The organism is Polaribacter sp. Hel1_85 (genome assembly GCF_000766795.1).
GTDB lineage: Bacteria > Bacteroidota > Bacteroidia > Flavobacteriales > Flavobacteriaceae > Polaribacter.
Map to the genome: position 1 here is coordinate 416,370 of NZ_JPDS01000003.1, position 26,961 is coordinate 443,330.

Below are 26,961 nucleotides of genomic sequence, written 5' to 3' on the forward strand. Positions count from 1 at the left end.
TTAATAATTAAATTCTAAAACCTCTCCTTTTTTAGTATCTATTTCTTTAACGTCATTGTTATATCGTAAATTTAAAGTATTCCCCAACTTAGATTTAATAGTTAAAGTTTTCAGTTTCCCTAACTCCCAGCTCATATCAATTTCAAACCCCTTTTTAGCAACGATTCCTTTAATACTTCCCGATGCCCAAGCTGAAGGTAAAGCAGGCAATACATGTACTTCTCCATTATGACTTTGCATTAGCATTTCTGTAATTCCAGAAACCACTCCAAAATTCCCGTCAATTTGAAAAGGAGGATGCACATCTAAAAGGTTTGGCAATGTAGATTTTCTTTGCAATGCTAAAATATTTTCATATGCTTTGTTCCCTTCTAATAAACGTGCATAAAAATTAATAATCCAAGCTCTACTCCAACCTGTATGACCACCACCTTTAGATAATCTTCCTGCAATTGTTTTTTTAGCAGCTTCAAACAATTCAGGTGTCTTTGTTTTCGAAATTTGATTTGATGGATGTAAAGCATACAAATGTGAAATATGTCTATGTCCTGGTTCGGCTTCTTTTAGCTCTCCTACCCATTCCAATAACCTACCATCTTTACCAATTTCAAGAGGAGGCATTTGTTCTATTTTCTGTTTTAAGATAGCACTAAAATCTTGATCTATATTTAAAATTTCTGCAGCCTTGATACAATTATTAAATAATTCAAAAACAATTTCACGATCCATGGTTGGCCCCATATTCAAAGTAGCTTTTTTACCATCTTTGGTTAAAAAATTGTTTTCTGGAGAAACAGAGGGACCTGTAACTAAAAGTCCTGTTTTAGGATCTTTCACCATAAAGTCAACAAAAAACAAAGCAGCTTCTTTCATAATAGGATAGGCATATTCTTTTAAATATTCGTTATCTTCGACATATTCATAATGGGTAAATAAATGTTGACAAGCCCAGGCGGCTCCCATAGGCCACATACCATATCTTGCCTTCCCAAAAGCAGCTGTAGCGTGCCAAATACCACTGGTGTGATGTGCTACAAAACCTCTAGTATTATATGTCTTTCTTGCGGTAATACGCCCCATTTCACGTAGGTTACCAATGTATTCTAAAAATGGCTCATGGCACTCCGCTAGGTTTGCCATTTCTGCCATCCAATAATTCATTTGAACATTGATATTGGTATGATAATCTGAATTCCATGGCGGTGTAAATCCTTTTGCCCAAATTCCTTGTAAATTAGCAGGTAAAGTACCCGGTCTAGAACTACTAATTAATAAATAGCGTCCAAATTGATATTGCAATTGTGTTAAGTAATTATCTGTAGCTCCCTTTTTTACTTTTTTTAAGCGTACATCTGTAGGAAGCTCGTCTCCATGACTATCAGAAATATTAAAAGAAAGTCTGTTAAATAAAGATTGATAATCAGAAACATGTCTTTCTAATAACTCTTGATAAGAAGAGTTTGCCATTTTATTGAATGTTTTATGATTTTCCTTTTCAGGATCTAATCCGCGATAATTACTAGAAGCAACCACTTTAATTAGGACTTCATCTGCATTGGAAATTATTAACTTTCCGTCTTTAATTTCAGAAGTTCCTCCGTTGGTTTCAAAATGAACAGTGGCATGAAATTTAACTCCATGACCATTTCCGACATGTTCAGAAAAATCAATACTATTTTCTGATAATGAAATTTTAGTTTGTTTATTTCGTTTCACCCAAGAAGAGATGTTTATTTTCCCTTGTTTATCTGCAGTGAATTTATACACCATCGCTTTATCAGAAAAACTAGAAAAATACGTTCTTGTATATTGAACATCATCATTTTTAAACTTTGTTGTAACAACCGATTTATTAATATCTAATTCTCGCTTATAATTACTAACAGCATCTAAATCAGTAGTTTCAATAAATAAATTCGCTAACATTTGATACGAACTTGTTCCTGTTGGCAAACGATCTGCTAAAATTTTATCTTGTACCATTGCCTCCGCTTCCATATATTTCTTATCGAATAGCAATTTTTGTATGGCAGCAATATGTTTACCTGCATCTTTTTTGTCTCGGTTATAATCTTTACCACCTGTCCAAATAGTTTCTTCATTTAAACAAATGATTTCCTTTTTAGGCGTACCATAAATCATGGCTCCTAAATTTCCATTTCCAATAGGAAGTCCTTGATTCCATTTAGTTGTTGGTTGGTTGAACCAAATTTTTAAAGGAGAAGTTTCTTTTACTTCTTCTGTTTGATTACAGCTAAAAAAAGTAAAAGCTATTAAGATTAAATAAGCAAACTTCTTTATAAATTTATTGTGGATTGTTATCCAATGTATTTTCATTCTGATTATTTATTTAGTTGATGTTCCTTTTTATTTTTCATAATTTATGTATTGAATCAAAAGTAAATAAAAGTACGCTCTACCAAGAAGTACAACGGTATCATACTTAGTGTAATAATGTTGCATATTACCCCAAAAAAGTAAACTCACCCTTAATTAACTACAGTTAGAACACTGTTATTACGTCATTCAAAAACTTAATTAGTGCTTTGTAGTGGTATAAAAATAGTATAGGAATCTTTTCCTTTTTTTATAGCAAGACACAAAACCGTTGGTTGATTATTTTCTAAATAAACAAAGGGACGTTCCATTCGGTTAGGAATTAAAAAAGAACCATCTTCAAGTTTTATTTTTTTAATAGCAATTTTATAATGCTCTGCTTTTTTCCAATTCAAACCATCTAAAGAAGTCATTAAACCAATATAAGAATGAGCATGAAAAACCGCATAAAAAACAGCTTGTTCTTTATCATACCACATCGAAACATCTTCTGTGTCTAAATTTCCTATAACAGGATTCGGTTGCATTACAAAATGACCTTCTGGAGATTTAGAAACGGCAATTGCCTGATTTCTTATAAATCTTTTCTCATTAGGTTTATCACCTTTAATTATTAAGTAATAATTGCCATCTTTTCCTTGACTAATTGCAGGGTTAACCGTAATATTTGCAATTGGCCCTGAGGGTTCTATCATGGCTTTGTCCATCCTTTTCCATGGACCATTAATCGAATTAGAAACTGCTACTCCAGTTCTTTGGTTTTTACGAAGCATTCCTCTATCAGTATCTTTTAAAGATTTTGTACTTAGCCTAACTAAATCATGATGCGTAAATTCTTTACCTCCTAAATTTGTAGCAATATAATATAGATAGTATTTCCCTTCAAAATATTTAATTTTAGGATTATGAGCCGTAATTTCATCCCAAGAACCATTATGACTGCCTTTCAGAACGGTTTCTTTATATTCCCAAGGTCCAATAGGTGTCTTTGAAACTGCGTGTGCTATTTCTGAAAAAGTCAACCATCCATTAAAAGTATATTCTCTTTTCCACCTTGAATAAAATAAATGATATTTGCCTTTTTCTCCCTTAATAATTGAGCCACCCCAATTGTAATACAAAGAATCACGAAAAATTCCTTCTTTTTTTAAAGGTTTAATTATTTTATTAATATCAAGGGTGTCTTTCGTTTTTTTCTGACTAAAAATCCAGTTGATCAATTCCTTCTCTTTCCAAGCCAATTCATATGAATTATGTCCTACATCTTTATAAATTGTTAATCGAGCTTTGTTCTTCTTTTGTTTATACAAAGACGCTATCATATCAGTTGATCCAGAAAGTGGCACTGTTGGGTCTTTATCTCCATGAAAAGCCCAAATTGGAATTTCATTTATTTTTTGTGCTATGGATGGATCTCCTGCTCCACATACTGGAACCGCCGCTGCTACAATCTCAGGATAATTCATAACAAAATTCCATGCACCATAACCTCCCATTGAAACTCCCATCACATAAATACGTTCTTTATCTACTGAGTTTTCTTTTACAACTTTATCAAATATCTTTTTAACTAATTTCATTGGTTTGCTAAGCGGAATATCTTTAAGTTTATAAGAACCTTTTTTCCAAGGGACATTTACCCATTGCTGTTTTTTAGGGCATTGTGGCATTAGAATAATACACGGGTTATCTTTTTGAACATCTTTGTCTATCCAACCTGCAACCCATGGTCGTAATTGTTTTAAGTTGTCATTTCCCCTTGAACCTGCTCCATGAAAAGCAAGAAGCAATGGATACTTTTTTTGAGGATTATAATCCGGTGGTAAAAATAATCTATAAGGCATTTTCTCACCATTTTCATCTGTATAAATATAGGCAGTAGAATTCTCTGCATAATAATCCTGATGATGTTGTTTAACAACCTCTTTATCTTCAGAGTTTAATCCATCTGAATAAGTAGTTTGAGCAATTGCAAACTGTGTAAATAGGTAAAGTAATAAAACTGTATTTTTTTTCATATTTAAACAACCTTATTTCTTAGCTTGAGTAGCCTCTGTCCAATTATCAGTTCTAAAAGAAGATGCTGGTAAAAGGTTTGTGTCATATAGAGTTCCATTAATCCAATTACGCCACGCATATCTAACAGCTACAGGATTTGTTACTTTATCACTCTTCACTAAGACTTTTCTTCTATTCACAATTTTTGATGTGGCAGGATAAAATACTTTATCTGCTCCTGCAATTTCAAAACCTGTTAACGCATCATACGCATACAAACCTTTCTCTGCGTTTTTAAAACTCAATAGGATTCCTTCATCTTTTTTCTCTAGTGATTTATAAATTGGACCACCATAATCTACAGTCTTATAACCATAGGTTTGATTTAGAGCATTAAATAATAACCTGTCTGCCACTTCTCTCTTTTTTGGTGGATGAATGCTTTTTTCATCACCAATATCCATTGTAATCGCAATTCCCGAATTCGGAATTAAATCTAAACATTGCAATTGTGCTTCTCTAATAAATGCAGTATTATCATTGGTTTGAAATACATCATTGTTATTGTATAAATAAGGCGCAATTTGTACATAATAAAACGGAAAATCTCCAATTCCCCAACGTGTTCTCCAATCTTTTACCATTGCTGGTAAATACTTTTTGTAATTATTAGGTTCCATACGATTACTCTCTCCTTGGTACCACAATGCACCTTTTATGGTATAAGAAGTTAAAGGGTTTATCATTGAATTATACAAAAGAGTTGAGACTTGATGTGGTTTTTTCTTAATATTTACATTCTCTAAATTAATCGTTTTAAAAAGACTAATTGCTTCTTTACTCATCCAAGATTCAATTTTACTTCCTCCCCAAGAGGTATGAATCATTCCTACAGGGCAATCTAATACTTCTTGTAATTGCTTACCAAAAAAGTAGGCTATTGCACTAAAATTTAATACACTTTCTGGAGAAGAATCTTGCCAACCAGAAGACTTTTTAAGTTTTTCTAAAGGTGTTTTTGACGCAACTGTACCAACACTAAAAAAGCGTAGATTTTTATTATTTGACTTCGCAATTGTTAAACCTCCTCCGTATGTTGGCTGACCATCATACCCCTTAAAAGACTGAAACATATTAGATTGACCTGAACACAACCAAACTTCACCAAATAAAATATTCTCTAATAAAATATCAGATTCTTTGCTGTTTATATTGATAAATTGAGGCTCTTTACTATTAGTCGTTTTTACTTCAATTCTCCATTTACCTTTATCATTAGCTTTAAAACTAATCTTCTTTTTTAACCAAGAAGTTTTTATGGTAATCTTCTCATTTGCATCTGCCCATCCCCAAAGAACAACCGTAGTATTACGTTGCAAAACCATATTTGAGGATACAATTGCAGGAAGCTTAACTTCTGCTTTAATTGATTGTTGAAATAATAAATTGAATACTATTATTATGACAATTAAAATAACTTTTCTCATTTGTTCTTTTTTTGATAATATGATATAACAACTAATTCTTACGAGTTTCTATATTTTCTATTTAGTTAAATTATTCTTTCATTTCAAAGCGAACTAAATAAGCGAATCCTTTCTTTTGAATCATTGAAATTCCCCAACCTGGAACTTCAGTTTTCAAATGCCCTTCTTCTAAATGTGGACGATATAACCCTGGTGCTTTCGGTATTCTTTTTAGGCTGTCTTGCAAAACTGAATAATGCTCACCATCTTTAGCATAATTTATTGTTGCATTAATAGAGGCAAGAGAAGCTATTCCTCCGTCTTTTTGCCAAATTAATACTTCATGACTTTTGTCTAACAAGTAGCCTTTATGTTTTTTAAAATGACCATCAGGTTTGTCTGCATACGCCACACTCATTTTAGTACGACTTGGTCCTTTCGTTCCATCAATAATTGATCTTCCTTTATAGAATAACCATATTTTATCATCTCTAACTAATAAACTTGCATCATCAATTCTAAAGCTATCAAAATCAGAAGCTACAGTACTAATCTCTAAAACCGGATTATTTTCAACTCTTACAAACGGACCATTTGGACTATCTGAAACTGCAAGACCAATAGCAGTAATATCTGTTGTAGAGTTACCTTCAAATTCCTTCTTTTCATTTCCTGGAGTTGGTTTTACACCTGTATAATATAAGTAATACTTGCTATTATGAACTAAGATATTTGGCGTAAAAACAGAATGACTGTCAAACGTGCCTTCTTTACCTAGGTCAAGCGCCATTCCTTGCTCTTTCCAAGTATGTCCTTCATCTTGTGATGTTGCATACCAAATAGTACCCCAATAACCAGATGTTACAGGACTATCCATACGAGTGTACCACATATAATAAGTATCATCTACCTTAATAATATCACTATTATCGCGTCTATTATGTACAGTATCTACACCAACTCCTGTTATTTTCTGATATGTAAATTTTACAGAACTTTTTTCAATTGCAACTTCTTTACGAACCTTTGCCTCTTTTTTAGAAGGTTTACAAGAAATAATGAAACAAACTAATGCTATTAGAATTCCAATTTTTAATTTCATATAATAAATAATTTAACAAGTAATTTATTTGATTTCTTTAGCTATTTTTTTTGCTAAAATCTTATATCCTTTTTGATTAAGATGAATACCATCAACAGTATATTTATATGCTTTTTTCATTAATTTATTTACATCAATCAATTTAACATTTTGCTCCTCTGCAATTTCTCTAATGATAGGAATTACCCAATCATATAAATGTTTGATACGTTTTTTTATTTCTGGGTCTCTACTTTTTGCGTGTTCATAAATTGGTAACGGAGTTAAAACATATATCTCTGCATTTTCATTCTTACGTTTATAAGTATTTATCAGTTTAATATATTGACTTTTAAACTCCTCTTGCGGTGTACCAATAAATTTTGTTTTTCTTGTTTTATCTAAACACCATTTTACATTTGCATCGTTTGTACCAAACATAATTAAAACAATATCTGGTGTGAATTTTAATGAATTCTTATATTCTTTCTTTTTAAAGTATGGATGATTTGTTCCTTCAATTAATGTTGCCCCACCTTTACCAAAGTTTTTAACCTGATAATTTTCTCCTAATTTTTCTTGTAAAAATTTTGGATACGTGGCCTCTGTATTACTATCTCCTATGCAAGAAACTTGTTTAATATTTTCAGCTAGCGTTGGTTTCTCTTTTAAATAACAAAGCTTTTCTAAAAACACATCCGTTTTATATGCAGTTAAATTGAAATATTTATTCCCTGTTCCTTTTCTAAAAAAATCGCCATTAAAAAACCCATGTCCCATATTATCTACAGCAACTAATTCACAGTCATTTCCTGCTTCTTTCATCAATCTTGTAAAACGTTCTGCATTTTCAAAAGGCACCGTTTTATCTTTTGTTCCATGAAAAATTAACATTGGTGGCATGTCTTTTTTTACTTGATCCGTTGGGGAAATTTCTGTTTCACGACCAACCACTTTTTTAGAACCATACCCTTTTAGGGTAGTGTCTGAAACAGGGTTATAAGCAACAACTGCGTTAGGCACAGAACTTACAGACAAATTCTCATCAACATTTTCTAAACCTTTTATTAAGGCTGTAGTTAATGCAACATGTCCTCCCGCAGAACCTCCACTTGCAACAATTTTATTAGGATCAATATTTAATTCTTTGGCATTTTCTCTAACCCAACGAATAGCAGATTTTCCATCTTCCACACACTCAAATGGAGAAGTACCATGTGTATTTTTCACTCTATACTCTGCTGATATTGCCAAAATACCTCTAGATGCAAAATATTTGCTTTGTTGATAAAATTGTTTTGGATTTCCTCCTACCCAACCTCCACCAAAAAAGAAGACTATTGCCGCTGTTGGTTTTTTAGAAATTTCAGGTTTAAAAAGGTGCAGATACAAACTATCTCCATTTACTTTTTTATACAAGACCTTACTGTCTGGAGTAATATTCTGAGCTCCAATATTAAAAATTGTACAAACTAGAATTAAAAACGTTACTATTACTTTTTTTGAATTCATTTTATTATTTAATTTTTTTATCGATTTATTTCTCATTAAGTATTCTAATTACTTCAGCAAAAGAAACTATAAAATCTAAGGTTTAAATGAATCTGTTCTAAAAGGGTAAGCAGGTAAATTAACTTCGTTTACCAAATTAACATTTGGTTTCCCTGTAAACGCATACCGAATGTAAAGTGGCTTCTCTAATTCTGGAACATTCAATATAACTTTCTTTCCTTTTATTTTAGCTTTTGCAGGAAACCATTTTCCTGAAGCATCTGATAACCAAAAACCTGTTGGAGCTTTACCGTCAATTGTTTTTAATTTTTTAGCATTATCAAAATAGACTACAATAGTGTTCTTTTTTATTTTCACCTTTTTAATAGTTGGTCCAAGCGCTTTTACTTTTTTATTTAAAACATCATGAAGCGCCATTAAAGACAAACGTTTACCTACGGGTAATTTATCTTTTGGATGAATATTTTTTTCATGGCCTAAATCAACAGTATTTATTACAGATGTATATGGTAATTCAATAACTTTTAATTGAGATTCTCGCATCCAAGCCCAAGAATGAGCATTTGGACTTTTAGGATTGATATTTTTACCAGAATCCAACACTTTACCATAACCAGGAAGCATCACAATTTGAAAATACATCTCTTCATTTTCCCAACCTTTTCGAAAGCGTTTAATCCATTCTTTTAATGTTTCATCATATTTTAATATCCCAGAATTTCTAGAAAACCAAGGTTCTTTAACCATACCATACATAGATTGTGTATTTCTTTCTCCCTGATACCAAACTAAACCTCTACAGGCATAAGGAATTAATGGATGCATCATTGCATTGTAAAGAACATTTGATTGTCTTCTTAAAAAAACATCATCAGCTTTATTCCAAGGTTTTGGTCCGTCTAAAATTGAAGTTATTTTATTTTTAGTTTTTGTATCTTCATCAAACTCATCCATCATAATTTTATAATGCGGTACAGTTTCTGTCATATCTCTAGGCATCCAAGCTTCTATAGATGAACTCCCCCAAGAAGTTAAGATAATACCCACAGGAACATTTGCAGATTTCTCTAAAAAATAAGCAAAAGAAAATGCAACAGCACTATTTGGGTGTTTAACTTCCCAAATACCTTCGCAAGTTTCTTGAGGTTCTAATGCAACCGTATTCTTTACTTTAAAGCTTCTTATATTTTTTGCTGATGGAACTAATTTCTTTACTTCTGGAGCACCATTTACAGAAAATTGCATGTTCGATTGCCCTGAACAAATCCAAACTTCACCAACTAGAATATCTGATATTGTTTTAACTTTTTCATTTAAAGAAGATGAAACAATCATTGTTTTTGGATCAAAACTTGCTTTTAAGGCACCAAATTTAACACTCCATTTACCATTAGAATCTGTAACTGTTTGTTTTTCTGAATTACCAAGCTGAACCTTAATAGTTGCTCCCACTTCTGCTTTTCCCCATACAGGAATTAACACATTTTGTTGCAACACCATATGATCTTTAAAAAGAGACCCTAATTGAAATGTTTCTTTAAAGTTTGTTTTTAAAGTTGACTTTGTTTGTGCAAGACTAGATTTATGGATTAATAAAACAAATAAGATTGATAAACAACGAATCATAATGCTTTTAAAGCTAAATTTTCTGTTCATCGATTTTTATTCAAAACTTATTTTAAAAACATGAGAACTACTTCCATAACCTGGTTTTGTTTGAACACCTGTAGCTAAATATAAATATGCAGGTTTATCATCGATAAAAAGAATTTGTGCACGTTCCATATGACCATCTTTTTTCCCTCTGTACGAAATAGCTTCTTTCAAATGTTCTTCACCTACATAATGTAGTAAATCTTCATAAGCACGTACTGTTTTTTCAGCAGGAAAAGAAAAACCATCTCCAGATTTCCATAATAAACCACCTCCTCTATTTCCTAATGAGCCTCTAAAATCTCGACTCATAAGATATACTGAATCCTTCATTGTAAATGCATACGCATCTTCTAGAGGCATTTTTTCTTCGGTTACTCTTGTAGGTTTTTGATCATAAGGCCCTTCAACTTTATCAGCAATAACAACACCATAAGAGTATACATATCCTTTAGGTTGTTTTCTTACTACAGATTTATGATATAAAAGATATTTACCTTTGTATTTTATTAATGATGGATTAGAAACTCCTAACCTAGCTGTATAGTTCCATACTTCAGGGTTTTTCGTTTGTCGTAAAATTGTTCCGTCTTCTTCCCCTCCTTTTGCAGGTCTCCAAGTATCGTTTAAATCATCGGCAACATACATAACTATACGTTGCGTTTTTAAATTATTGTTTTCGTTGACGATAAAACAAAGTTGGTATTGCCCATCTATATTACTAATGGTTGGGTTGTGTGGAGAATTGAAAAGACCATTTTTGTCTTCTACAGCAACTCCTACATATTTAAAAGGTCCTTCTGGATTATCACTAACATAATGACCAATTTCACAATCTTTAAACCAGCCACTAAAATTTTTCTGGGTTGATGTTGACCATTGTGCTGCATAAAGGTGCGTTTTTCCTTCCTTATCTTGTATTGGAGAAGAACCCCACACATGCATCCCCGCATTATCTGCAGCTCTACCTACATAATCAATTTTCATTTTTTTATTTTGCACACTACAACTGAAAAATACAGACAGTAATGTGATTAAAGCGATTTTTAGTAGTTTCATTTTGATAACCATTCTTTTAAATTATTCTTTAAGTTATTTATCGTTTAATTGGGTAAAGTAGGTGCCCAACCTTTAATTCTTTTCTTTTGAGTTTTGATAAATTTATTCGTTGTTTTAGAATTAAACAACTTATTCATTGATAGTTTACCAAAGTTTATAAGAATTCCTCTTGATAAAAATTTAATCTCTTTATTTGTACTATGCTCTGCAATGTATTTAATATCATCAATAAAAGGCACGACTAAATCACCTAACTCTTCTAAAGAAGAAAGAGAAAGTTGGTTACCTTTATTCGCTTGCTGAATAAGAATGGAAATACCTTTTTCTGGTTGCCCCGCTAAAGTAAGTGCTTCTGCAGCTGTTGCCGCTACTGAATTCCACTGGTCATCACATGCTTTCAGTAATTCTTTTGGAATCGTTTTTAAGTTTCCATAATATGCCATAGAAGCTAACCCTGAAGCTGCCCAGAAACGGAATTCAGGTCGTTCATGTTTCAAATACTTTATAAACACAGCCTTATCTAAAGTCTTTCCTAAAGATGCTTTCTCTACCAGATTATAAAGTTCATCTAAAGGATAATTTTCTGTTCTTACCCATTCATAAAGTGAAATACCACGACTTACAAATTCATCTCTCACAGCCTTTGGGAAAAACCCTAAATCTCGGGTTTCTATAATCTGTTTTGAAGCTTGCTTTCGTAAATTGATTAATATTTCGGCATAAGCTGGATCATCAGCTAAATTATTCATATTCCAAGGATCATTTTCAGAATCAAATAAAGCCTCGTTTGTTTTCGGTTCATAATAAGATTTGTGTTCTGGTTTGCAATTACCTTTGTGATATAAATCATCCCAAGCATTTTGAGATGGCATTCCCCATTGAAATGATTGTTTTAAACCATGAACTTTATAAGGCGTATAAAATTTTATGTAATGAAAATCTCCATCACTAATTGCACGAGAAGGGTCAAAATGAATACCTGTGTTGGTTCTAAAACAATGTGCATATTCACGTTTTTGCGCATTTGGCCCCATAAAAGGTTTCCCTTGCATATGTTCAGGTATTTTAGCTCCGGCAACATTCAATAAAGTAGGTCCAAAATCAGCAAATTCTACAATCTGATCGCTTTTATTACCTTGTAATGCAGGCAATAAGTGTTTCCATTTTTCTGGTGCTGATATGATTAATGCCGATCGAAAACCTGTTTCATAAGGAAAAGCTTTTCCTCGAGGTAAACAACCACCATGATCCGAAAAGAAAAAGATGATAGTATTCTCAAGCAATTTTCGTTTTTTTAAATCATCAATAAAAAAACCAACCCATTTATCTGCATCCTGTACACCATCTAGGTGTAATGCATAATCTGCTCGCATTTCTGGTATATCTGGCACATGAGGAGGAAGAACTACATCTTTCGGATTAATTCTTGATGGCTCTCTATTATCTATAGAAACAGATGTAATGCGACTCATATGAGTTGTCATATTATTAAATTGAGCAAAAAATGGTTTCCCTTTTCTATCTGCATCATTATAACTAACATTGGGTTTATCTTTAGACAGGTATCCACTCATTTTATCCCAAACCAACGGATAGTATTTTTTTTGAACTCCCTTTGTGATATTGTAATCGGTTTTACCAGCATTTACACAAAAATACCCCTCCTCACGTAGGTATTGAGGGAAAAAATATTGTTGTGGAACAATATGACTATTTCGATGCCAATCATTTCCGTAGGTAGTTGCATAACTACCACTTATTAAAGATGAACGAGCAGGAGAACATTGTGGTCCATTAGCAAATGCATTGTTAAACACCACCCCGTTTTTTGCCAAATAATTCAGATTAGGAGTTTCTATTGTTTTATTTCCATAAGCAGGGAAAAGATAAGGAGAACTATCCTCAACAACAAGAAACAAAATATTTGGCTGATTCACATTTTGAGCCTTGCTCCAAATACAAGAAAATACCATTAGTAACAAAGCAAACTTTAATTTAATTTTATAGTTATTCATAGTTTCTTATATGTTATATAAATTCTTTTTGAAGCTATTGATATTCCTTAATCAAAAAAATAGATTATTACTTATTATTAAGATAATGTTTGTTTTTTACCTACACCTTTAGTTTCGTACTTAAAAGTATTGCGAGAAATAATGTTAAACTATCCATATTAGATGTAATTTGATCTTTCATTTATTGATTTTACTTGAGATTATCTCATCTTTCACTTAAACAATTATAAAAAATCACTACTTAGTTTTATAGTTATTTCTTTCTGATTTCTAATTATTACAACTTTATTACTTCCTTTAGAAGTATTTTTATCAAAAATGTTTAGGAAATTTGATATATTTTTCACTTTCATATTTGCAAAACCAACAATAACATCACCTGCTCTAAGAGAAGATTTTATCAATTTACTGTTTTTATTAATCTTAACAATTATAACACCATCTAAACTGTGTGTTCCAAAAGAAGATTGTTCTTCAATGGTTTCTATATTCTTAATTGTTGCTCCTAACCATTGTTTGGTTTTTACTTCTTTTTCTTTTTCTGATTGAATTTTTAAATTAGGAATTTTAGGTTGTTTTGCAATTGCTTTCAATTCAGATTTTTGAACACCAAATTTATCCATAGGAAAATTTTTAAAGCCGATTTTTAATGCTGGAGAATCATCCTTGACTCTAAAATCTCCTTCTTTTGGATTTATAAACAAAGGATTTCCAAATAAACTATTTGCATCTGTTTTATTACGTTGTGCTTTTAATAAAGCTTGTTTGTTTGGAAACAAATTATAATCTATGTCTTTACCCCAATCTTTGATACGAACATTAGCATATCTCCTCATTACAATATTATTGGTAAACACATCTCCGCTTTTTGTAAACCACACATGTGGATGAAAAGTATTATTCACCATAATATTATTTTTAACCGTTCGATAATATCCTTCACGTAATTTTATTCCTCTATTCAAGCATAAATTATTATAAATCTCATAATTTGAAGAACCATCATCTAAATCGATATCCCAACCATGATCACATTTAAATCTATTATTTCTAATAATAGTTGTATGCATCGCATCCCACAAAGGCATTTTTGGGTTTTTTGTTACTAATTGACTTGATATTTCTCTTTTAGGGTACCAAAAACGGTCACGCCCCCAAGAATTAAAAGATCCATGATCACTCGTTTCTAAAACGGTATTAAATACATCATTATATTCAATAATATGTCCCCCCCAAGTACCTTCACTTACATTAATCCCTCCACGAGGCACATCATAAATACTATTATTTTTAACGTGAATTTTCATTGCCATAGAAATCTGAACACCCGCAACTTGCTTCTCAATACGCCCTATTCGATGGATCAAATTATTCTCTACAAGACTGCTAGAAGGGTATAGTTCGTTTTTTGGACCAACAATAGTATCCATCTCTTCGATGTCTATTGTTTCAAAATATTGAAATAATGGAGAACGCACTGCTGAAGAATCTCCAACAAAAGAAATGGCTGATGCTCCTGAATCGTGAATATAATTTCCTTTAATTTTTGTGTTTCTGTTATATCCGTTTACAAAAATAACGTTACCACCAAGGTTTGTAAATTCACAATCATTAATTGTACTATTTTCTGTTGCATCCAGCAATAAAGCTCCTCCTCTATAAATTGTCCAATCACTTCTTAACAGTGGTTCGTAGGTCTCCATAAAAGTTCTTGAAGCGTGTTGAAATTTTATTCCTGATATACTTATATTTTTTACAGGATTTTCTAAAGTTCCTTTAATTTCTATTAAATGTTTTAAAAGAGTTACTTCAATTTTAGCTTGATTAACATCAATCTTATTACTTTTCCAAACATATAGTTTATGATTTTTTTTATCTAGATACCACTCTTTTTCACTGTCCAATTCTTCAAAAATATTTTCTACCATTCTATATTTTGAATGCATTTCTGATGGACGATTATTTTGATGACCTCCTATCAAATTTAATTCTCCGTTTTCTTTAACTGATTCTATTTCATAATGAAAACCACCCCAACGCCCTTTATGTAAAGCGTGTACAAAACCACCTATCGGGTTTTTCCATTTTGAAATACGATCTTTATCAATTGCGTCAGCTGCAAAACCCTGCCAATAACCTCCGTTTTCATCATAGTTAGGATATCTTGCTAAGATTTGTTTTTCACCATTTATAAATAATTGATTAAAATCTAAATTTTTATCAATAGTAGTTACCAAAATATTGTCAGAAAAATGCTCCCATTTCGTTTCAATAACTTTAGATCCTTTAATAGAAACTTTATCCAATCCATCACCAATAATAGAAAGGTTATTTAATTGAGGTGTTATTTCTAAAGTTGAAGTTAAATGATAATCACCTTCTAAAAGATGAATATTGATTTTATCGTTTTCCTTCTTTTTAATTGATTTAGCACTTTCTAGAGCTTTTTCTATCGTTTTAAAGGGTGTCTCTTTCGCTCCATTATTTGAATTATTTCCTAATGGACTCACATAAATATCTATTTCTTGGTTTTGACAACCAAAACAAATAATAACCAATAAAGACAATACATAAAAAGTTGATTTTTGCATAATATTTTTTTGAAGAACCTTGTTTATTTAATGCTATTTATTTTTACTTCACTACCCCACCAATCTTTATTTGGCTGCCAATTTGGAGAAAGCATTTTTTTACGCTGCCTTTCTTGTCCTGCTAATGACTTCGTTCTTTGTCTTTCTAACCATTTTTCACGAGCAGCTTTATCCCACTCAGCATCAACCTCTGCATAATGCGTATCCATGGATTTTAACCAGTCTAAAAGTTGAGTTTCCATTTGTTTTGCAATTTCAGGGTTACTTGCTGAAACATCATTTCTCTCACCTAAATCTACTTCTAAATTGTACAATTCAGCATTCAAATTCTCCCAATAATAAATCAACTTCCATTTTCCTTTTCTAATGATAGAACTTGGTTCTCCCCCTTGATTCCCATAATGAGGGTAATGCCAATACAATGGTCTTTTATCAATATTCTCACCTAATAAAAGTGGCTTTAAACTTACACCATCTTTATGCGCTTCTGGTTTTAATGGCAAGCCAGATAAATCTAATAATGTTGGAAATAAATCTACTCCAGATACAGGTACACTAATACTTGCTCCAGTTTGTTTCATCCAAGGAACATCAATAAAATATGGAATTCTAGTTCCTCCTTCCCATTGATATCCTTTTCCACCTCTTAAAGTCAATTGATTGGTCGAAAAATTATCACCAGAAGTAACACCTCCATTATCCGAAGTAAAAACAACAATGGTATTTTTATCTAATTTTAAGTCTGTTAATGTTTTCATTACAGTTCCAATAGCTTCATCAACATGCTCTATTAAACCAGCATAAACAGGGTTATCTTGGTACTTTCTTGCAGGTAAAACGCGTTCCATTTCAAATCCATCTTCATGGATTCCCATTTTTTCTGCTTTGTTTCTATACTTTGTCCATTTTTCTTTAGTTGTTTGAATACCTCCATGAACTGCATAAAAAGAAAGGTAAGCTAGAAAGTGACCATCCTTATTTTTTGTTATAAAGTTACTTGTTTCTTGCGCTAATTTCATAGACAAATTCAACCCTTTTTCTTCCGGTAAATTTGGTAAAAATGGATTCTTGTATGGAGAAAAATACCCTCCATTTGGGCCTCCAGCGTCGTATCCTCCTATATTAACATCAAAGCCATGATCTGTAGGTAATGACCCTTGTTTTTTACCACCTAAATGCCATTTACCTGCAAAAAAAGTAGCGTAGCCTTCCTCTTTAAAAGCTTCTGCTAATGTAGTTGTGCTTGTATCTAAATGATCTTTATATTCTGGTGGCAACAATTTAGTATAACGTTTACGTTCTTTCCAAGCTTGTCCACTATTTCTTTTTCCTTCAAACTGTGTAATTCCGTGTCTTGCTGGGTATTGCCCTGTCATTAAACTTGCTCTAGAAGGACTACAAACTGTACAAGCTGCATATCCGTCTGTAAAAACAGTACCCGTTTTTGCAATTTTATCGATGTTGGGCGTTTCATAATACTTACTCCCCATAATACTTAAATCTGCATACCCTAAATCATCTACCAAAATGAATAAGATATTAGGTTTTTTAGGAACTTCTACTTTTTTGTCATCCTTTTTACAAGATGAAAACAAAAATAATACTACAATTATTGAAATTATATTTTTCATATCTTTAATTTAATTCTGGTCTAATCCACATACAATGACCTCCTCCTGGAGCCATTATTGCTTTAATGACATCTCCTTTTTTAACGTTTCCTTTTCTTATTTGATAAGCCTCTGGGTTTTTCATACCATGAGTCTCTTTTGTGTCTTCATAATAAATAATAGTATAATTTTCTCCTTCAGCTAAAAAGTCTAAACTTATGTCTAAAGAAACTCCTTTTTTACTAGCAACAGAGCCAACAAACCACTCCTCACCAAATCTTCTTGCTGTAGAAATATGATCATCGATTTTACTACTTAAAACTTTACTTTCATCCCATTTACCTACTGGCATTTTCTGAATAAATTCGAATAAATCTGCTTTTTTGCTATATGCTTCTGGCGCATCTGGCAGACAAACCAATCCACTAAAAACAACCAATGTTCTTGCTGCTTCAGAAACTACTGTTGAGAAATAGGTGTTTTTCTTTTTCGGCCCTTTTAATCTATCACCTTTATTAATACCTATTAAATCGAAGTTTCCATTATTCATATCTAAAGCCCCCTGAATTGCATTAATTAATGCCATTTTAATAAAAGTTTCTGGCGTAAAGGCTTTTCTAGAATCTTGTTGTGCATGACAGTATTCTCTAGTAATTGCATTTGGGAATGTTCTTTCTATTCCTGTAAAAGGAACAGGTGAATCATGAAAATCTACTAATAAATGGTTTTTTGCACTTTTTTGAATTGCATCACTTGTAAAAGAAACATTATTCCCCATAAAGCCATATTTAATACCACTCATGCCTAAAGACTCGAAGTAAGAAAATAATTCATCATCACCAAAATTACCTTTATGTCTATCATAATACAGAATTAGCTTGACGTCTTTTGTTTTTGCATATTTAGATACCTTTTCAAGATCTAACTTATCAGTAACATCAAAATGACCTTTTGTTACTTTTGTATACCAATTTGCATCAATTAAAAAGTATTCAATATTTTTTTCTGAAGCAAAATCAATAAATCTAATATAACTCTCTGTGTCTACTCCGTATACAAAACCATCTGCTGTTTTATAATCATGTACTCTCCAATCCCAAAGCGCTTTACCTGGTTGTATCCAAGAAGTATCTTCTATTTGATTAGGAGTTGCTAAATTAAGAGGAATGGTGTTGGTTACTAAATCTCCAATTTTTTCTTCAACTAAAATAACACGCCAAGGTGTTGTTACTTTTGTCCCTTTTAATTTTGTTTTATTTGTAGCAGCAAGTATGTTTTTATCTTTATTGAACTTAAATTTTATAGTTCCAAATTCTGGAGCTACATATAAATCTGATTCTAATATGGATACATAAGAATTATTAGAATTCTTAACAACCAAAGGGGTTTTTAACTTTGGTTGCTTTTTAACTTTACTTAATTTATCGATAGAAATTGGCCCTAATGGAGGATTTTCTCCATTTGGGGAATACAGTTTATTAGTACTATTTAAATTATACTCACAGTAAAAAGTTGCTTCTGTATCTTCATTAAATCCTTCTAACTCATATCTAAAACCAACTCCATTATTAAAAGCACGTACGTATAATTTGGCTTCTACTTTTTCTAATAAAACATCTAAAACAAGCTCATTATACTGATTTTTAATTTCGCTAAACTGCCCCCAAACTGGTTTCCAGTTTTCGTCTACACTTTTTATTTCTGTGTTAATTATTTTAGCAGAAACATTTGGCAATATTGATATTACAGAAGTATCTACAATTAGTTTATCTTGCCTATATAATTGATACACTAAATTACCTTCTACTTCCTCTAATACTATATTAATGGATGCGTCTGGAGATTTAATTTGCTTCAATTTTTCTTCTTTGACGCAAGAATTTATAAAAAAAACAATTCCGAGTAAAAATAAAAAGACAGTAATTTTTGATTTTATTTTATCCATTCTAATTTTTATTTCTATTTTCAATTGCTATTAATCAACAATAACTTTTACTTGCTTCCAACCTTCCATACCTTCATTTGTTTGAGTGGCTCCATTAGTACTTCTTCCTTCTAAAATAATTTTCTTTAAAGCCGCTTTTAATTCTGCTGCTTTTTTAGGATTACTAGCAATTAAATTTTTAGTTTCACTTATATCATTTTTGATATTAAACAATTGCATTGCCGGTAAATCTAATTTTTTCTTTCTAATTTCTTGAGGTTTTGGATAACTCCAACCAGCAGAACCTTGCGTTAGACACAATTTCCAGTCTCCGTGTTTTATTGCAAACGAACCATCTATTGAATGATACACAATATATTCTCTTATTTCTTTTGTCTTTTTATTGTTTAATAACGGTAACATGCTGTAACTATCTTCACCTTCTGTATCTTTAATTTTATAACCAGCGATATCTGCACAGGTTGCAAAAAAATCTGTAGTACCAATTGTTTTATCTGTACTTATATTTTTTAACGCATAGTTAGGCCATTCAACAATAAAAGGGACATGATGACCTCCTTCATAAATATCTGCTTTCATACCTCTAAAAACATAACTAGGATCGTGCTTAAACTTCGCTAATTCTTTAAAATCTGCTTTTGGAGAACACCCATTATCACTCGTAAAAACCAACAATGTGTTTTCTGAAATCCCCATTACTTGTAGTTTTTTTCTAATTTGACCAACCACATCATCTACTTGCATAACAAAATCGCCATACTCATTGGTATTACTTTTTCCTAAAAATTCATCCGAAGGTAAAATAGGTGTATGAGGCGCTGGTAAAGGAAGATATAGAAAGAATGGTTTATCTCCACTTGCATTATTTCCTATATAATTAATGGCTCTATCTGTTAAATCTTGTAATACCGTTTGATGTACAAAATCATCTGAAGTTGGGCCTTTTCTCCACACACCTTTTGGATCTTTATTTTGTGTCATTTTTGTAGGTACCATAGTTGGTATATCATTTTCTACATATACATAAGGAGGCATATCTAAAGACCCACAAAAACCAAACGAATAATCAAAACCATGTGTAGAGGGTCCGTTTTTAATAGGTTTTGTATAATCTACATCCTGAATTGTATGTAAATTATTTATGGTTCCTTTTTGCACTCCATTAAGAGCCCAATCCCATCCCATGTGCCATTTACCTATATAGGCAGTCTTATATCCTTGATTTTTTAAAACATCAGCAACTGTTGTTCTGTTTGGTGTAATTAATGATTTTGAATAGCCACCTAGTACACCTTTTTTCAAACTACTTCTCCAATTATAACGACCTGTTAAAATACCATATCTTGTTGGTGTACAAACTGCAGAAGAGGTATGTGCATCTGTAAACATAACCCCATTTGATGCCATTTTATCTAAATTAATAGTTGGTATTTTACTTTCTGGGTTAAAACTTTTGACATCTCCATACCCTAAATCATCTGCTAAAATATAAACAATATTAGGTGCTGTATTTTTAGTTGTGGTATTATTCTTATCCTTTACATTTTTACTTGTATTACAAGAAGTTGAAATTATTATAATCAATAAAAAAAGTACTCTTTTCATTTCGTTAAATTTAATCTGTTTTAATATTTCTATGTGGTAATTTACTAAATAGACTTTTCCCATTTGTATTGACAAATGCTTTTAATGCGTATTTTGATTTTTTATTTAACACCGAATTAGGTATAAACACTTCAAAAGTATTTGTTTTTTTCGATAAATTTCTTCCTTCAATTTTATTTTCCTCAACCGTTAAATAAGATATATTTTCTATTTTAAGTCCATAAGAATAATCGCCATCTAATAAAATATTTTTAAATTTTATCTTAAGTAAATATCCGTCTTTTTGCTTTTTAATACTCTTAATTTTAATAGAATATTCATCATCCGAACTAAATAATGTTGCTGTATTCGGATAAAAATTACTTTCACCTGCAGAGGTTTCAGCTTTCACTGTATAAAAATAAATTTCATCCTTTTTAGTTGAAGTATCTTTAAAAGAAGATTTTTTTATTCCACTTGCTATTTTATGGTATTTATGAAGTTCTAAACCTCTATACACATTATAACTTGTTTCTGGTAAAATCGAATCTTGTTCAATCCATTTTACAGAGACACTTCCACTTGGTTGTCTTATTGCTGATACATTTCTTGGACTATAAGGAACTTTTTTAGACAAACTAACTGTCTTTGTCTTTGAAAATTCTCCCAATCCATTTCCATTATAGGCTACTACAGAAAAATCATAAGGAACATTGTATTCTAATCCTTTTAATCTATAACCATAAACATTATTCGTTTCAATAATGCTTTCTTCCTTTGTATTTTTATTGATATATTTAATCTTATATCCTGATGCTTCTGCTACACTTTTCCAAAAAATGGTAGCCGTATTATTTCTTCTTGATATTTTAAATATTTCAGGAATTTCTGGTATATCATTTTTTATCAAAATTTTATTTGAAAAATCACTTACTCCTTGTTTATTTTCTGCACTCATTTTAAAATTATAAGTTGCTCCTTTATTCAAATTTGGAATCTCAATTGAATTTTCTGTTGCATCAACTTTAATTTGTTTGATGACATCACTAGAAACTTCTTTATAATTGATTGTATATTTTTTTACGTTTTCAATTGGCCCCCAAGTTAGTTTAATACTCCCTGATAGTATCTCTCCTTTGTAAATTGTTGGATTAGCAGGTTTGGTTACCAATTTAGATTTCCATTTAGCTACCGATACACTAAATGATGGAATATTAATTTTCCCTTTACTAAAAGTAACTTTCCTAATTTCTGTATTTTTAACCTTTATCGAATCTGCTGATATGAAATTTACTTCAATTTCTTTATTCAATTGATGACCATCAATTTTTATATCAAAGTCTTTTGATTCTTTTGTTCTGTTTGTAAAGACTAAATAGTCATAACCATTAATACCTCTATAAGCTTGTGTATAAAAACCAGTTTCAATTGCTTTTTTTAAACCCGGAGCTTTAAATCCGTTTGTAACATTAGAGTCAAAAATAAAATCTGAATGATTGGTTACATCATGATAAATCTCATACGCTTTTCCTTCTAATGTTTTATTTATTCCGGTTAAAACACTATCCGTATTTAGCTTTATTCCGTTTTTAAAAGCATCCTCAATTTGTTCATTTATATTTTTCTTAGGAGCATATTTACTACTTACTTCATGTGCTCCAACATACCAGGTATTTTTATGATTTAACTGACGCATTACATATTCAATATTATAAATACTAGAATAGATACCGTTTAAAGGTCTATTCCAAACACCAAATTCTGTAATAACCATTGGTACATCTTTCCAACTGTAATCTTCAATCTCTTGCATTGCGTTTGCTGAAGTAGCTTCTAAAAGTTTTGTATTTGCTCTCTTATATGCTTTTTCTACTGATTCTTTTTTACCAATATGCGGTGCATAAGAATGTTTCGAAAACACATTCCAATAAGCACCTTGCTCTTTTTGGTACTTATTAATTTCTTTCATAAAACCCCAAATACCATCCCAAGTATTATTTAAAGCAAGAAATGCATCAGGATAGATTTCTTTAATTGCATCTGCATGAGGTTTCATTTTTGCAGCATAATCGTACCCATCATTCCACCAATAACGTTCTCTATGAGGCACATAAAAATAAGGTTCGTTACAAAATTGCCAAGTAGCTACTTCAATATTGTTGTTCTTACAAAATCGTGCAAGTTCACGAGTCATTTCTGGAGTTTCCGTAAAACCATTAATTGTGATTACGAGTTTACCATTAATTTTACTTAACAATTGATACAAATCAATAATACGATGAGCACCTTTTACATCTAAAAAACTGTATCCTTTAAGGTATTCTTTAGGATGATCGAACATCATTGCATAATCAAGATCATAATGACCAGTTGCACTGCTAAAAGCGTCTCCCATTGTTCCTGAAAAATAACGAAGCCAACCTGGTTTTAATAGATGAACAGCTTTTCTAAAATCTGGGTGTAAATAACTCCAACTTTTATCTGCAATTCTAACATTAAATCCACTAGAACCAATTTTAATAGCGTGCCCGTTTTTAGTATCAATATTTATGACACCTTTATTTTCTTGTGAAAATGATACTTGAAAAAGTGTAGTCATAAAAAGTAGTAAAAATAATTTTCTACTATCCATTTTTTCTCTGGTTAATTGTTTTTAAAATTGACTTTAAGACACTGTTGTCTTTTGATAAAAAGGTGTTTTTTATTCTAACTCAAAAATATCAATTTTTAAAAAATTATAATTCTCATTTGAGACCTCTAAATGTTGCACTATTTTAGTTAAATATTTATTAACAGTGTTTTACACAGAATTCTTATAAAAAAAAGACAGCATCTATTGAAGGTGCTGTCTTAAAAAGTTGAAAATGATTTTCTATTTATTCTTTAATCACTTTATATGTTTTTGAAAAATTAATACCAATAAACTTTATTAAATAGATACCTTTTGATAATATGCTTGTATCAATATCAATCTCTTTAGAATTCGTTTCAACCTTGTTATTTAATATTTCTTGTCCATTAATATTGTAAATGAAATAATTTTTAAAACTTGCATTTGGAAAAGTTATTTTTAAATTATCTGAGAATGGATTTGGAGACATAATTACTTTGATATCTTCATAATTTTCTACGGATAACTGTACTGACTCATACACTTCTACCTCAGCTAAATTCAATGCTCTACCATCTGTAGAATCTGATTCAATTCTAACAATTCTCCCTGATTGATTTACCTCCATAGTAACAGATGGATCTGGATAACTTGTATAGGTTTTAGAAAAAGTAATTGCTCTATTATTATCCATAACATACACAGTAAAATTCTCTAACCTATCCTTACAACAATTATCTGTTCTGTTATATATTCTAATAAATCCTATTTCTTTATCCCCTCCTAAATCTACTTCCCAGTAAGGAGGTGAATCACTACCACTAATAATTGATAATGAATTATCTGTAAGAAGTCCATCAGTAATTCCATCAATTGCTTTATCTGCTGTAGCTCCAGAAAATCCAACAGAAGATTGTGTTGCCGTTCCATCAGGAGCAATATTAACTCCTAAATCAGATTCAGTTTCATCTTTTAAATACTTAGACATGTATGTTTCGTTAAGCGAAGTTAAAGCACCACTATCTTTAAAGATATTATTCCCTGAATTATATATTACTAAACCATCTACTTTATTAGCTATAGCAGCATCTATTCGTGTTGTTGTATCTCCATCTCTACCAATACTGTTATTTACTTCAGAATCCCAAACAGGTAAAGGATTAGAAACCCCACCTGTTGTATTATTATTAGCCGCTGCAATAAAAGTAGCCCAAGAAGAATCGTTAGATCCTAAATTATGACTTGATGCGACTGTAATATATTCTCCTATATTCGAATTATTTAACATATCTATAGATGCTGGAATTCCCCAAGAACATGGACCTATTAATTCAGGTACATTTGGAATTTGTCCTGCAGCAAAATAAGATTCCATATTTGTTTTTACACTACTATATATTTCATTTATTTGAGCAGCTGTCCATGCACCACCAGGTCTTCCATCTTCATTAAATGGATTGATCCACTTAAGACCAGGATAATCCAAAGCAAACTGAGAAACAGTACTAATTACTGTAGCAGTTGCTGCAGCATTATTGTTCGTTGCGATAAGATCTGCACTCAAAAGCGTACCACTGGCTATTCTACGTGCACCCCCATCTTGTGCTGGGTTTGCATAGATTAGAAAACCTTGTGCTTTAGCTTGTGTAAAAAAGTATTGCATTATATCTTCATCATAATCCCAACCTGCAGGGAAAATTGGAAGGCGAATACCATTTACTTTCATAGTGGTAAAACCTTTTAGTAAATTATCGGCCTCTGCCTCTGTTGTAATGTCCTTAGTTATAAATCGTTGTTTAACATCTCCAAGAACGTAGTCCATGTCATTGGTATAAATAGTTTGACTAAACGCAATACTATTCATTCCAATAAACAATAAAATGAAAAAACTTTTAACAATTTTAATTCTTAGATACATACTTTCTATTTAATTAATTCTTAATTACCTTGTATGATTTTGAAAAAACATCACCATTTAACTTCACAAAATAAATACCTTTAGATAAATTACTAGTATTTATATTCACCTCTTTTAAACTATCATCAATTTTATTACTTAAAATTTTCTGTCCGTTAATATTGTAAATTATGTACGAGTTAATACCTGTATTTGGAGAAACTATTTTTAAATTATCTGAAAATGGATTTGGATACATAAAAACATTAACATCTTTATAACTTATTGTAGACAAAACTTCATCAGATCCAAAAACCTGTACCTCTGCAAGTGTTAAAGGTGCTGTAGCATTTAATTGAATTTTAACAATTTTTCCAACAACACCTTCTGTATTAACTATAATTGAAGGATCTGGAAATGATGTAAATGTTTGTGTAAAAACTTCTACACCGTTATTATTAATTACAGATACTGTAAAATTTGACATATTTGCTTTACAACAACCATCAGTTCTATTAAATACTTTAATATTATCGATTGTTTTATTTGCTCCTAAATCTACCTGCCACCAAGGATTTTCCTCTACATTTGTAACAGTAACTGAACCTCCTCCATAGTTACCATTTGTATCTCCATCAATAGCAAGAAGTGCTTCTTTGTTAAATGATGGGTTTGTAGAAGACTGTGTAGCTGTTCCGTTAAGAGCAAGGTTAATTTCTGGTATTAAATAAAGCTCCATCGCTTTTTCTCCTGTTGCATTTACAGAACCAGTAGTTAAACTAACTGTATTCCAAGAGTTGTATAAAACCAAACCGTCTACTTTATTTTCAATTGCTCTCTCTAAACGTGTTCCGCTTTTTACAGCATCATCTGGAAACTTATCATTATGATTTACTTCAGAATCCCAAACAGGAAAATTATCTTTATCTGCTTCAGCAATAAAATCATCCCAAAGATTATGATTAAATCCTAAATTATGTGCAGTAGCAACAGTTATATAATCTGCTATGTTTGTTTTTTGAAACATATCTATACCCGCAACAAGACCCCAAGTACAAGGACCTATCAATTCAGCTCCATTTAAACCGTGAGTATAAAGTCTTAGATATATTTCATTGATTTGACTGATACTCCAAGTACTACTAGTTGCTCTTCCATCCTCATTAAAGGGGTTAATCCACTTACAGTCTGGATATTCATTTGAAAACTCTATAACTCTATTAACTAATTCATCAGTTGCTGCTTGAACTCCATTTACAGCAACATCTTCTCCCTCATTAGCCCCATTTCCATTAAGCATATTATTTGCAACTCTTTTACCTCCACCACCTTGAGCTGGATTTGCAAAAATAACAAAACCTTGAATTAAAGCTTGAGCATAAAAATAATCCATCATTGGTTTATTAGGATTCAAATCGATCCCATCTACACCTCTTCCAAAAAGAGGAATACGAATACCGTTGGCTCCCATATTTTTAAACCCTAACAAAAGATTATCTGCTTCTGTTTCTGTTGTAATTTTATTAGTAATAAAAGCTTGCTTTGTATCTCCCAAAACATAGTCCATATCATTTACATACTTTTGACTAAAAGCACTAAGAT

General features: G+C 31.3%; 15 protein-coding genes. All 15 read right to left on the bottom strand.

The window, feature by feature from the left end; all coding sequences use genetic code 11:
* On the bottom strand, positions 1-2,337 hold the full coding sequence (locus tag PHEL85_RS15545) for a glycosyl hydrolase family 95 catalytic domain-containing protein (protein WP_052108609.1): 2,337 nt from the start codon (positions 2,335-2,337) through the stop codon (positions 1-3).
* 197 nt (positions 2,338-2,534) lie between these two features.
* On the bottom strand, positions 2,535-4,355 hold the full coding sequence (locus tag PHEL85_RS18025; protein ID WP_081965166.1) for an alpha/beta hydrolase-fold protein: 1,821 nt from the start codon (positions 4,353-4,355) through the stop codon (positions 2,535-2,537).
* A gap of 12 nt (positions 4,356-4,367) precedes the next feature.
* Positions 4,368-5,822 carry a sialate O-acetylesterase gene (locus tag PHEL85_RS15560; protein ID WP_036827296.1) on the bottom strand — a complete coding sequence of 485 codons (1,455 nt, stop codon included), beginning with the start codon at positions 5,820-5,822 and terminating at the stop codon, positions 4,368-4,370.
* Between the two features lie 70 nt (positions 5,823-5,892).
* Positions 5,893-6,903: a family 43 glycosylhydrolase gene (locus tag PHEL85_RS15565; protein WP_036827299.1), complete on the bottom strand. Its 1,011-nt coding sequence runs from the start codon at positions 6,901-6,903 to the stop codon at positions 5,893-5,895.
* A 24-nt stretch (positions 6,904-6,927) separates the two neighbouring features.
* Entirely contained in the window at positions 6,928-8,394 is a 1,467-nt protein-coding gene (locus PHEL85_RS17465) for a GDSL-type esterase/lipase family protein (protein ID WP_200882367.1), read from the bottom strand.
* A 75-nt stretch (positions 8,395-8,469) separates the two neighbouring features.
* Positions 8,470-10,050, bottom strand: a complete 1,581-nt coding sequence (locus PHEL85_RS15575) for a sialate O-acetylesterase (RefSeq protein ID WP_036827301.1) — start codon at positions 10,048-10,050, stop codon at positions 8,470-8,472.
* A 6-nt stretch (positions 10,051-10,056) separates the two neighbouring features.
* A complete protein-coding gene (locus PHEL85_RS15580) occupies positions 10,057-11,034 on the bottom strand; it encodes a glycoside hydrolase family protein (RefSeq protein ID WP_200882368.1) in 978 nt (325 codons plus the stop codon).
* Between the two features lie 116 nt (positions 11,035-11,150).
* Positions 11,151-13,121, bottom strand: coding sequence for a sulfatase (locus tag PHEL85_RS15585; RefSeq protein WP_052108611.1), 1,971 nt, complete (start codon positions 13,119-13,121; stop codon positions 11,151-11,153).
* A gap of 224 nt (positions 13,122-13,345) precedes the next feature.
* Positions 13,346-15,712, bottom strand: coding sequence for a PDZ domain-containing protein (locus PHEL85_RS15590; RefSeq protein ID WP_036827306.1), 2,367 nt, complete (start codon positions 15,710-15,712; stop codon positions 13,346-13,348).
* 23 nt (positions 15,713-15,735) lie between these two features.
* Positions 15,736-17,343: a sulfatase gene (locus PHEL85_RS15595; RefSeq protein WP_036827309.1), complete on the bottom strand. Its 1,608-nt coding sequence runs from the start codon at positions 17,341-17,343 to the stop codon at positions 15,736-15,738.
* Between the two features lie 4 nt (positions 17,344-17,347).
* Complete coding sequence (locus tag PHEL85_RS15600) at positions 17,348-19,267, bottom strand: glycoside hydrolase family 97 protein (protein WP_081965167.1); 1,920 nt, start codon at positions 19,265-19,267, stop codon at positions 17,348-17,350.
* Between the two features lie 30 nt (positions 19,268-19,297).
* Positions 19,298-20,872, bottom strand: a complete 1,575-nt coding sequence (locus tag PHEL85_RS15605; RefSeq protein WP_036827961.1) for a sulfatase family protein — start codon at positions 20,870-20,872, stop codon at positions 19,298-19,300.
* Positions 20,873-20,882: 10 nt separating this feature from the next.
* Positions 20,883-23,483 (bottom strand): fibronectin type III domain-containing protein, encoded by a 2,601-nt coding sequence (locus tag PHEL85_RS15610; protein WP_036827311.1) that lies wholly within the window; start codon positions 23,481-23,483, stop codon positions 20,883-20,885.
* A 244-nt stretch (positions 23,484-23,727) separates the two neighbouring features.
* Positions 23,728-25,380: a T9SS type A sorting domain-containing protein gene (locus tag PHEL85_RS15615; protein ID WP_081965168.1), complete on the bottom strand. Its 1,653-nt coding sequence runs from the start codon at positions 25,378-25,380 to the stop codon at positions 23,728-23,730.
* A 13-nt stretch (positions 25,381-25,393) separates the two neighbouring features.
* The gene (locus PHEL85_RS15620; protein ID WP_036827316.1) at positions 25,394-26,926 is read right to left on the bottom strand and encodes a T9SS type A sorting domain-containing protein; all 1,533 of its coding nucleotides are present in this window, start codon (positions 26,924-26,926) and stop codon (positions 25,394-25,396) included.
* Positions 26,927-26,961 lie beyond the last annotated feature (35 nt).